Annotated in this window: 6 protein-coding genes and 2 pseudogenes; 4 read left to right on the plus strand and 4 right to left on the minus strand. The window is 44.0% G+C overall.

The genetic code is table 11. The features are described from left to right. Positions 1-6: 6 nt before the first annotated feature. Positions 7-891: an aspartoacylase gene (locus QUB39_RS05250; protein ID WP_333057695.1), complete on the minus strand. Its 885-nt coding sequence runs from the start codon at positions 889-891 to the stop codon at positions 7-9. A 126-nt stretch (positions 892-1,017) separates the two neighbouring features. Here QUB39_RS05250 and QUB39_RS05255 point away from each other — a divergent pair. The 4 genes and pseudogenes from QUB39_RS05255 to QUB39_RS05265 all read left to right on the plus strand — a co-directional run. Beyond that, a pseudogene (locus QUB39_RS05255) lies at positions 1,018-1,419 on the plus strand (IS4 family transposase); the annotation flags it as partial. Between the two features lie 944 nt (positions 1,420-2,363). Continuing rightward, positions 2,364-2,615: pseudogene (locus QUB39_RS30525) on the plus strand (IS4 family transposase); the annotation flags it as partial. Positions 2,616-2,977: 362 nt separating this feature from the next. Further along, on the plus strand, positions 2,978-3,871 hold the full coding sequence (locus QUB39_RS05260) for an isoaspartyl peptidase/L-asparaginase family protein (protein WP_333208272.1): 894 nt from the start codon (positions 2,978-2,980) through the stop codon (positions 3,869-3,871). Positions 3,872-4,200: 329 nt separating this feature from the next. Next, positions 4,201-5,529: a carbamoylphosphate synthase large subunit gene (locus QUB39_RS05265; RefSeq protein ID WP_333208271.1), complete on the plus strand. Its 1,329-nt coding sequence runs from the start codon at positions 4,201-4,203 to the stop codon at positions 5,527-5,529. 439 nt (positions 5,530-5,968) lie between these two features. On the opposite strand, the gene QUB39_RS05270 is transcribed toward QUB39_RS05265, so the two are convergent. The 3 genes from QUB39_RS05270 to hisD form a co-directional block, all read right to left on the minus strand. Beyond that, positions 5,969-8,008 (minus strand): ATP-binding protein, encoded by a 2,040-nt coding sequence (locus tag QUB39_RS05270; protein WP_333054825.1) that lies wholly within the window; start codon positions 8,006-8,008, stop codon positions 5,969-5,971. Positions 8,009-8,999: 991 nt separating this feature from the next. Next, positions 9,000-9,428: a universal stress protein gene (locus QUB39_RS05275; RefSeq protein WP_333054823.1), complete on the minus strand. Its 429-nt coding sequence runs from the start codon at positions 9,426-9,428 to the stop codon at positions 9,000-9,002. 334 nt (positions 9,429-9,762) lie between these two features. Next, positions 9,763-11,076, minus strand: a complete 1,314-nt coding sequence (hisD, locus tag QUB39_RS05280) for a histidinol dehydrogenase (protein WP_333208270.1) — start codon at positions 11,074-11,076, stop codon at positions 9,763-9,765. Positions 11,077-11,618 lie beyond the last annotated feature (542 nt).

Raw genomic sequence — 11,618 nt, forward strand, 5'->3', positions numbered from 1 at the left:
AATTTTCTACTCAAAACTGACTATTTGCTTCTGGGTAAAACACATGGCAATTCCTTTTTCGTAGTAAGCAGCCTCGTTAATGAAAATGGGATATACGGTTGATTTACCTTCATACAAGACCGACTTACCATCAAAGGTCAAAAACATCGGTTCGCCGGGATTTAGGGCTTGATAATCTCTGGATTGCAGATGAGGATGAATCATTGCCTGAATTTCTCTGTTCTCGTTTCTGGGATAGTCGATCGCCCCAATGGTGTGATAAATAGTCAGGGGATTCTTGACCGCAGGCACTGTGCCTTGATTGTAGGCTTCTACGCAGTCTAATATCGTACCGACAACTTGCTCAGTTTCCTGAAATAAAGACGCATCTAATACGCTTTGTGGCACTGCACCAACTTCCAGCGTCCCGCCTAATTCCGAAAGCGATCGCAGCACAGGACTATCATGATTCTTGGTTGTAGAAGTGAGTACCTTGATGCGGGGATACACAGAGGTTAAATAAGCTGCTAGTTGCAGGTTAAATGGATGATGGCTGGCGAGAATAAATGTTAGCCCCATGTTGGATGTGGTGCTGTGCAAATCGATAATTACGTTGGGATGATGTGTGTTTTTTGAGCTAAAAATGCCGTAGATTTCTTTCGCCCGCTGGGCTTCATAGCTGGAGAGATGGGGATTTTCTAAATCTTGCTTTCTAAAGCAGCGGTTGAGGTCGATATCGATGTAGCGTGTCCCGATTTCGCAAGCTTTGGGATTGGCTAGCAGGGTGATAGTTTCAAAAGTCGATCGCCCCATTAACTCTGGCGCGCGATCGAATTTCTTCACGAGGTAAATTCCTGTGAGTTCGTTTCCGTGGGTTCCTCCCACTATGGCAACACGTTTAATTTGATTCATAAACAAATAATTTCCTATCCCAAGCCTGAGAGGTGAGAACCGAGGGAAAACCCAGAGGGGGCAATTGTTTGAGATAATGGAGAAGTCATAAAAAAGCGGGTGACTTTTGGAACGACCCCACAAAAAATGCTAAAGACATTATACCAAAAGTTATTAAGCATCCACTTGAGCGAGAGTCAACCACCCATCTTATAACTCTTAGTTCAGATGCTTCAAAGCCATCGACAACTCCGATGATCGAGATGAGCTAACATTTTTCCACAACCGATTCAATACAATAGTCGCGTCCGAAGTCTCCAGCTATTTCTTAATCTCCCCCAGCTTTCGACGCAGTGGCTGTGGTTTCCTATAACCCAAGCGGCTTTAAAGTCTGAATTTAGAGACCAAAGATTTAATATAGCACAACGGAGAAACAGTTCATAATTAACCTTAAAAACTAAAAAATATGTAGAATTTGCTCTCAACAGAACTCAATGGCGAGATCGAAATCTGCTGATAGTCACGATAATTTTTGGGAGTCAATCGATTTTAGATTTTAGATTTTAGATTAAAGAATTGACTTGCGCGAGATAAATGCTCTTTCTTGAGGATTTTCGATTTTCGATTTTGGATTGATTCCACGGATAAATCCGGGGGCTTGATACCACCTTTGAAATTCGTGGTCACGCTTTGCCAATATATTGGCAGTGAATGTCGAAATTGTCGAGGAGTTATTTCCCTGAAAAAAACTGGTAACGATCCCGATTTTGACACTTGAAAATCCTTATCCTGTCGTAGTAACCGGAGACCTAGAGTTTCATAGCGGGAAGCTCGCAAACTGTCTCATGACCGAAAGCATCCAGGATACAAGCCCCCGGATTCATCCGTGGAGAAATAAAAAACCTGTAAGCTGTTGCGGCATTTAAATTGTATGTCAAAAAATAATCAAACTATTGTGGGGAGTAGGGGCCCTAGCGTCCCGCCCGCCCTGAACCTACAATTTAAATGCGCGACAGCTTATCCGATAAACTTGCCCCCGAATTTATCCGTGGGGTCCATGCTTCAATCTAAAATCTAAAATCTAAAATCTAAAATCTAAAATCTAAAATCGATAGACTAAGGGTTAAGACCTAGCTTTGAATCAAGAAAAGAGTGTTTCTGTCGCGACTTCTGACCAGTCTAGCCAGCTTTTTACAAAACAATAATTTAAATCGAAATAATCTCATTTATTCAAAAATATAACCATTCATATATCTGCATTTGTTATTGACTACAATTAAAGTTATAATTAAAAATTTTGATTCAAATAGTAATTAAAATTTAAAATCAACTGATTTATTTTCAATATTTAAGCAAAACTATGAACTTGTTTAATCGCTATTTAGCACAACTTGATGATTATAAAATAGTAAAATAGAGGCTCTTATTCGGAAGAAAAGTTCGGTAACTTCACCCGATTTTTAGCTGGAGTTTTGTAGATTAGTTCTGCTTAGTGGCTAGCGACTATCGCCGGGAAGGAGTTCCAATATAACCACTTCGTAGCTTAGCTCGATCGCTCGGAAAAAACCCCTAATAATTTTCCCCATCACAGTATTTTTGGCCTCGGATTATCTGGTTGTGCTTGGAGTCAGTCCCTAGTTTTATGGCGAGATCAGATGTTAGCACTGATAGCCCTAAAGCCCCATAAAGCTCAGAACTTTCGCCAAGGACTAAATGCTCTATCCCTTTTACAGCAATCGGTCTAGCTCTCTTGTCACCCTCTCCGCAAAGTCTCATTCTTCAGGTTTAGCCATTTTGCCTGTTAATGTGTAGCGCATCGCCTTAAGTTTTACCCCATCTTTACTCCCTAAATATTTAAAACTCCTTAACTAAATCGAAGCCAAATTTACTCACACTATTGACATAATTTTGCCAAGTTTTTATTAAAAATAATTAAATACCTAGGTCGGTAGGAACACAAATATCGGCAGAACTAATTACATCTGAAGATAGAAGAACCCTCAATCAAACACCGCTAATCTATAAATTTATGAGAGATAAAAAACTACTTAAAAATTTATTAATCTAAGAAATGTTTAAGTAGTTATTAATGTAAAAAAGGAGATTTATGGTAATAAGCATTATTGTCCACGGTGGAGCAAAAACCATCACAGAAGAGAAAGTTGCAGCCAACAATGCAGGCTGTACCGCAGCAGCAGAAGCTGGTTGGGCAGTGCTCGCAAGCGGGGGTACCGCAGCAGAAGCTGTTGAGGCAGCTATCCGGGTTCTGGAAGCTGATCAGACATTTAACGCAGGCTTTGGATCGGTTCTCAACAATCAGGGAGAGGTAGAGCTAGACGCAGCGATGATGGAAGGCCGTTCATTAGCTTGGGGAGCGATCGCAAATGTTCAAGGCGTGCGCCATCCCATCTCAGTGGCGCGAAAGATTATGGATAAAAAACCCATGTTCTTAGTAGCGGATCATGCAGAACATTTTGCTGCAGAAAGTGGAGCCGAGATGTGTACAAAAGAAGACTTAATCGCGGATGAGCAACAGGAAGAGTGGGAGGAGGAAAAAGAAGTTCTTGACCGCCCCAATACCGTTGGTTGTGTAGCTTTGGATAGTAGTGGCACCTTAGTTGCCGGTACCTCAACAGGCGGCACTATGAATAAGCCCGCCGGTCGCGTCGGCGACAGCGCCATTATTGGCTCAGGCTTGTTTGCTGAAAATGAACAGGGCGGTTGCTCGACCACAGGCGATGGCGAGTCCATTATGCCAGTAGTTCTAGCTAAGAGGGCGATCGACATTCTAGCGTCCGGCAAGCACCCAGACGAAGCCGCGCAGATGGCCATTGAGACTCTGGCATCTAAGGTGGCAGGAGAAGCTGGGTGCGTCATCATAGACCCTCAAGGGCGGGTTGGCTGGGCGCATAATTCAACGGACATGGCTTGTGCTTATAGAACCTCAGAAATGGACAAGGTGGCTGCGTTCACTAAGAAAAAACAACTCGCCCATCGTTGAAATTATTGAGGTTAAAGTCTCTCTAGTTGGAGAGAGTTAAAATTCCGCAACTAATCTCTTTTTTCCTAGTTATTAAGTAGCTTGACATCAATTAATATCCCGGTCGGGGTGGGTTTTTGAGATTGTCAATTATGGGCAGATATTGTTGGTGAACCCACCCCTACAAAAATCGCGGTCGCTCGACCGGACATGATGTCAGTTGGTAGTTCCATTGCCTTCCAGGCTTGAAACCCTTATTCTACGGTTGGTAATCAAAAACAGTCCGAAGTATTGATCGATAAACACTTTGTCAATTTGTAGGGCGGGCATTGCCCACCCTACTTTTAATTATGTCGAGCTACTTAGTGGCAGGGAAAACAGTTCAATTCAAACTCGACTTGGATGTTTCTATGAACTCAACATACGACTTTCCTTACTTTCAAGGCAACTCTCTTTCCGATTTGTTTGCTCCAGACATCACAGATGCACGTTATGCGTTCATCCTAAATTACCCTGCCACCGCCAGTTGGGCTGCTTATCCCAACAGGAAAAAATACTTTATTCAAGACGGCAGCAGTGAAGCCACCAAAACTTCTTTCGACAAGATTGGTCAGAAGGAACCTTGGAAAAATCTGGCAGTGTTAGGTGATGCCATCCCAGGGATTGTAATTAATGAGCCGCCGAAGTCGCTGATTGACTATTGGCGGGAGCATTTGGGCTTCAGCAACAGCAGTATGGAGATGATAGACTGCTCAACTTATCTCGAAGATATCAGCATGAGCGATCGCTTTGACAAACTCCTGACTCTATTTCCCTTCGACAATCTCAAACCCGAAAAACACGCCGTTCATCCCGACATCCACTACCACTTACTCAGCAAAGCAACGCTAGCAGAATTAGGCGTGCAATGTCCGAAATACGAAACCTACAATCTGCACGAAGTCAATCTCGAAAGCATTCAGTTACCAGAGCAATTCCCCTACTTGATTAAAACATCTCACGGACTTTCTGGAGAAGGCACTTATATTATCAAAAGCGCCAGCGATATGAACTACTGCTTGCAGGAAGTGAGGAAATATCTCGATATTAAGTTGCTGGATACGATTATTGTCTCGGAATTCGTCAAGAATGAAGTGCAGAACTATTGCGTGCAGTTTTATGTAAGCAAAACGGGAAATATCACGCTTATCGGCACTACCGGCCAACTTGTCACTCCAGAGGGCAACTATTTAGGGGGACTGATTCACTACCGCGAAACCGACATGAGTAGGTTTTTTGAGATGATTGCCGCTATTGGTAAATATGCTCATCAACAGGGTTATTTCGGCGTTATTGGCTTCGACGTGCTGGAAGACTCGGAGGGACTGTTGTATGCTATTGATGCCAATTTCCGAGTTAATGGCTCGACTCCGCTTTGCTTACAGCGCCATACCTTACTGGGGCGGGGAAAGGAGGTGGCTAAATATTCCAGTGATTGGCGAATGGATGGGACTTTGGAGTCGATTCTTGTCACGCTGAAACCAGAACTCGATCGCAAGGACTTGATAATCCTGTCAGCTTTAGAGAAGGTTAAATACGGGAAAATCTACACGGAAATTTACGGGATAGTTGCGGGTGAGGATATGAAGGAAATGCAGCACATCGAGGAGAATTTGCACAGTAAGGGATTGCAGCAATAGGGTTAATATCTACTCTACCGATTGCAGCGGTTATGCGGTTTTCCCCCTCATCTCGCCCGCATGGTTCGGTGATATCGGGAAACGGGTCATCAAAAATCAAAATTGAATGTTCCACAGCTTTGAAGTAACCGAAAGCATCGAGGATACAAGCCCCCGGATTCATCCGTGGAGAAATAAAAAACCTGTAAGCTGTTGCGGCATTTAAATTGTATGTCAAAAAATAATCAAACTATTGTGGGGAGTAGGGGCCCTAGCGTCCCGCCCGCCCTGAACCTACAATTTAAATGCGCGACAGCTTATCCGATAAACTTGCCCCCGAATTTATCCGTGGGGTCCATGCTTCAATCTAAAATCTAAAATCTAAAATCTAAAATCTAAAATCGATAGACCGGATTCATGGGTTCGGCAAGATAATACCACAGTTCGCGAATATCCTCAACTAAATAACACTTTGAGTTAGGGGAATTTCGATCCAAAACTCTGTTCTTTCTCCGGGTTCTGATGTACACCACAGTTTCCCTTTATGCTTTTGGATCACAATTTGATAACTTATAGACATCCCCATTCCCGTACCTTTTCCTACCGGTTTGGTTGTAAAGAATGGGTCGAATAGCCGTTTTTTGACTTCCTCTGTGATGCCACACCCATTATCAGCAATACAAATTCTGACCAATTCTGAGTTATACAGACTCGTACTAATCCGAATTGTCTTTTTCTCCACCCGATGCTCATCTAAAGCATCCAGAGCATTTGTCAGAATATTCATAAATACCTGGTTAAGCTGTCCTGCATAACACTCGATCGGTGGCAGATTACCGTACTCTTTGATCACTTCAATCTCTGGATGTGTGTGTCTGGGCTTGAGACGATTTTGCAGAATCATCAGGGTGCTTTCAATGCCTTCATGGATATCGACAGCTTTGAAATCTGCTTCGTCCAATCGAGAAAAATTCCGTAGAGATTTAACAATATCGCGGATACGTTCTGAACCTACTTTCATAGAGTTGAGCAGTTTTGATAAGTCTTCGCTCAAAAATTCGATCTCAATATCTTCCGACTTGGCTTGAATCTCCGATACCGGCTGGGGATAATACTTTTGATAAAGCTGTACTAGCTCTAGTAAATCTTGGGTATATTGGCTAAGATGAGATAAATTACCGTGAATAAAATTCGCGGGATTATTCACTTCATGGGCAATCCCGGCTACCAGTTGCCCCAGAGATGACATTTTCTCACTTTGGATGAGTTGGGCTTGAGTCTCCCGTAGTTCTTGAGTGCGTTCTTCTACTTTTTGTTCAAGGGTGTGGTAAGAGTTCTTTAATTCGTGACTCATTTGATTAAAAGATACTGATAAACTTACCAATTCCTCTACGAGAGTGTCGGGAACATTTTGCTCGAAATTTCCACTGGCGATCGCCTGACTGGCTTGACTCAATCGCCGAATAGGTTTAGCTATCCATTGTGAAGTGATAATTGCTAATCCTGTTGCGATTACCAGTGATAACAGACAAAGGATAATCGTCGTATTTCTATTATAATTTATTTGCTCCATAAAATCAGATTCAGGCACGACGAGTACAATTAGCCAATCGATGCCTCTACCATCATTCAGCGGTAGCAACTGAACAAACTGCCGCTCACTTTTGAGGGTAAATTCTAACTGTTCTGATTTATGAATTTGGTCAAAGTTACCAAAATATTTCAGCAAATATTTGGCTGTCTCCCGCACAAATGGTTCCCTACTTTCCACGGCGTCAATCATTTTCTGAGCTTTACCTTGTCCTTTGATTAGTGGCTCTGTTGTGGAACTAGAAATCATTGAACCCGATCGCTCCATCACAAAAGCCTTACCTGTTTTACCAATAGACAAACTTCCCAGAAATTCCCTTAAATTTTCTGAGAGGACAACAAGAGTGGCACAGACACCCAGAAGTTTACCTTCTGAGTCATAGACAGGTTCGCTGGCAGTAATTGCAGGCTTACCATTGTTGACAATATTCACAAAAATATTGCTCCAAGTAGGCCTCCCTGCTTTCACAGCAGAAAGATACCAGGGGCGTTGGCGAGGATCGTAAGGGGCGTTTACCTTTTCTAGGAATTTTTGCCGATCGCCCCAATTATTCATTTCATAAAAATAAAAATTATAGTTTGTTTCTTGATTACTCGCAGTCATCGCGATTTTTGACTCTCGACGAGTCGCACCCAGATAATATCCTTGAGCATCGCCACAATAGGATGAAAAAACAAAAGGGGATATCTGCACTTGGGTTAAAAATTGCTTAGCGTTGCGGCCATTCACCATGTCCATGTGGCCCTGTGCAAAAGCGGCTGAATTCACACGATTGATATCATGAGGTTTGTTGATATATTGCTTGAGTTCTCCTTCAATGCGTGCTATTAGTTCCTGACGAAGTTGAGCCGCCACATCGTTAACCGCTTTTTGTCCATTGCGTAAGGAAAGCCAACCTGTTAAGCTCACTGCTGTAAAGATTTGTAGAACAAATGGAACAACAAGAACACCGCGCAGAGGAATTTTTAGGCACTTCGCAGTTGGAGGCATAGATGATAATGCTTAGCCATTGGTTCTTTGTCTATCATAATATCAATTCATCAAATGAGCCTGAAGCGGAGCTATCCCGATCGTGAATCGCTCTTTTTGTAGCCCCGTTACTTTGCGGTTAAAAGCGATCGCTTACTGGAAGTTTTTTATTTATTCGTTGGTCGGTAAATTGACAAAAAGCATATATTTGATAGGTCGTTAATTTTTACATTCAACTAACCAATGATATTATACCAAATCTGGGCTACCAAGAAATTGGGTCTAAAGCCCCGTCATAAGCTTGACGGCTTTAATTAATTATCAACTTTTGTTAAGTGTTTTCTTGAACATTCTTGCATTGTGTTCATTGTAGAGTACAATAACTATACTACAGGTAGAATAACCGCCGATACATAAGAGACACCACGCTCAAACGACTGGTCGGAAAACAATAATGGTTAGTGGGTGGCGAAAACCACGAAAAACATAGCTGGGCTAACTAATGTAAGCCAAAATCAGAGACTAAACTTTTTATTTCTAAAATGTACTGTGTGCCCCACAGAAACAAGAGAAGCAATTCTCGAAAGCTTGGGGAGACAAACTCTCGCGAGGCTATCTAAATTAAGCTCGATATTTGGTTCTTTTGAACGGATACCTGGTTTAAACACTGCCGCAAGGATAGATAGTTTTAAGGTATGTCGCAGAACCAAGAATCCCCTCGCCTTCAGGCAGGGGAGTGTCAATAAACATCAAGGGGGTACGATACCCGGATTTGGTATTAATAGCTATCTTGGTTTATGTAAATGCAATAGTCGATCGCATGGGAGCATCTCAGTTTTGTAAAAAGCATTTTTTTTATTGTAGTGCGAGCGTCCCCGCTCGCACTGTAAATGCAAAACTGAGATGCTCCCGATCGCATTTACCAGCCTACTTACTTCGCCCGCACCACCAACACCGAACAAGGAGCCTCAGCCACAACCTCCGCACTCACCGAACCCTCCAAAATCCGCTTTAAACCAGTCAAACCCCGACAGCCGATCGCAATTAAATCCGCCTTATAGATATGAGCCAAACGGACAATTTCTTCTGCAGGTTGTCCCGATACAATTTCCAATTCACTCTGGCAAGGCAACTTTTCCTGATAAGATTGCAGCAACTTCTCTACCTCTCGGTAAGCAATCTCATCTCCCTGAGCGTGAGGTCGATCGACAACCGCGTCAAAATCCGACCTACCAGAACTCACAACATGAACTAGAATCACCTTGGCCGTCGATTCTAGCTGAAATTGTCCTACAACTTGCAAAACCCGTTCTGCAAGCTCTGAATTGTCGATCGCTACCAAAACAGTATTCAATACCATGCACCTTTAAATTTCAGATATTTAGACTTTAAATTTTTCGATGATTCTCGCCTACTGTCCACAATTTCGCGCTTCCCACCAACATCATCATTACCTACGCAGAAACCCGGTTTCTTAACTTAATTGCGTCATTTCAGCAAGATACTTGAAGAAACCCGGTTTCATAAGCCCGGAGTGCGTCAGTAGGTAGGTGGAAATAAACTTTGCAGCTTGTCACAGAAAGTAAAGCTAGGAATAATCGCCAGCGAATTGTTTCGTTTCACTGGCTTTTGACTAATTATGTATTTTGCCGCTCATCAACTTAAATCTCGATCGCCAATCTCCCATCTACCATCTAAAACTCACCCTTTCCCTCATTTTCAGTCCGCAGCCGCACTGAATCAGCGTGAGAAGGAAGCCCCTCAGCTTCGGCTAACACATTAATCGCCCTACTCACCTTCTTAAGTGCAGCAGGCGAATATTGAATCAAACTCGAATGCTTCATAAAAGTCTCGACACCCAGGGGCGACGCATAGCGAGGAGCTCCAGAAGTCGGCAAAGTGTGATTCGGGCCAGCCAAATAATCACCTACAGCTTCCGGCGTCGAGCAGCCCAAGAAAATCGCCCCAGCGTGGCGAATTTGCTCCAGCAAAGCCCAAGGATCTGCAACTTGCAATTCCAAGTGTTCGGGCGCAAACTCGTTAGAGAGTTCCGCCGCCGCTTTGAGCGAGTCAACTACCACGACTAAACCATAGTTGACGATCGCCTTTTCTGTTAAAGTTCGGCGCGGGTGATTTGCCAACTGTCTGTCTACCTCAGCCACCACCTTCCTAGCCAGCACCGAATCCGCCGTCAGCAAAATTGCCGACGCCATCGAATCGTGCTCAGCTTGAGCCAACATATCCGCAGCCACGTGTACAGGATTCGCCGAACCATCCGCAATAATCAACACCTCCGACGGGCCAGCCAGAGAATCGATCCCCACAGTCCCGTAAACCAGTTTTTTAGCCAGGGTGACGTAAATATTCCCCGGCCCAGTAATTAAATCCACCTTCGGAATAGTTTCCGTACCGTAGGCTAAAGCTGCGATCGCCTGCGCCCCGCCTACCCGATAAATCTCATCAACTCCCGCTTCCTGAGCCGCTACCAGCACCGCAGGATTCATTTTCTTCTCCTGTCCGGGGGGAGTACACATCACCAGTCTCGGCACCTTGGCGACCTTCGCAGGAACCGCATTCATGATCACCGAGCTTGGATAGGACGCCTGACCGCCAGGAATGTAGATTCCCGCTCGATCGACCGGCGTGTAGCGCTTGCCCAAAACAATCTCGTCATCACCAAACTGCACCCAAGACTTGGGTACGCGCTGTCGGTGAAACGCCTCTACCTGTTTGCAAGCTGTGCGGATTGCATTTAATAATTCTTTAGACACCTGCTGATAAGCAGCATCCAATTCGGCGCCACTCACCCGTAAATCTTCCACATTTAGGGTCATGCGGTCAAATTCAGCAGTGTAGTGCAGCACAGCCTGATCGCCTCTGCGCCTTACAGCTTGCAGCACCTCCCGCACGGTGGCTTCTTTGTGAACGACAAGTTCGTCATGGGTGCGATCGCAGATCCGTCGCAGTTCAGCTTGTGCCTCAACCCACTGAGTAATGATTCGCAGCATGGAGATTAGGAATGCCGTCTATAACTTCACTAACATTTGCTTGACAATTGGGGATTTTTGTGGGGCTCTCCTAGAGAAGTAGGCCACCACCAGTCCACAAGCTTAAACCGCGAGAGTCGCGGCATTTTCCAAGGCTTCAGTGCAGCGTTTAAATCTCTGTCGAGGATTTTGCAACACTGAGGACAAGTCACCACCTTCTCTAGGAATAATTGCCCGCCAGAGAACCGGGTGCCGTGAGAGAGGGTGGGAACGCAGAGGGGGGAGAGTGTCCGACCCCGATAATATCCGAGAGGGAGAGTGTTCGAGGGGGAGAATTTTGATTCTGCCTTCTACCTTCTACCTTCTGATCCGGCTGTCTTCTACCTTCTACCTTCTACCTTCAGCTTTTTACCTTCTACCTTCGGTAAGTGCTTCTTGCCGAAGCCCAAATAACCCGTATTCTTTCTTATAGCTTAACTTGGATTTTTCAGAGAATTGGATTTTCAGCAAAATAGGTGCTATATTAGTTTTTCCAACACCTGATAATTTTTTTATAAAAAAAC

It is taken from the genome of Microcoleus sp. AT8-B5, from assembly GCF_036705565.1.
Lineage (GTDB): Bacteria > Cyanobacteriota > Cyanobacteriia > Cyanobacteriales > Microcoleaceae > Microcoleus.

Coding starts and splice junctions, on each gene's coding strand:
- QUB39_RS05265 (WP_333208271.1), top strand. CDS start 4,201: ATGTCGAGCTACTTAGTGGCAGGGAAAACAGTTCAATTCAAACTCGAC.
- hisD (WP_333208270.1), bottom strand. CDS start 11,076: ATGCTGCGAATCATTACTCAGTGGGTTGAGGCACAAGCTGAACTGCGA.
- QUB39_RS05250 (WP_333057695.1), bottom strand. CDS start 891: ATGAATCAAATTAAACGTGTTGCCATAGTGGGAGGAACCCACGGAAAC.
- QUB39_RS05275 (WP_333054823.1), bottom strand. CDS start 9,428: ATGGTATTGAATACTGTTTTGGTAGCGATCGACAATTCAGAGCTTGCA.
- QUB39_RS05260 (WP_333208272.1), top strand. CDS start 2,978: ATGGTAATAAGCATTATTGTCCACGGTGGAGCAAAAACCATCACAGAA.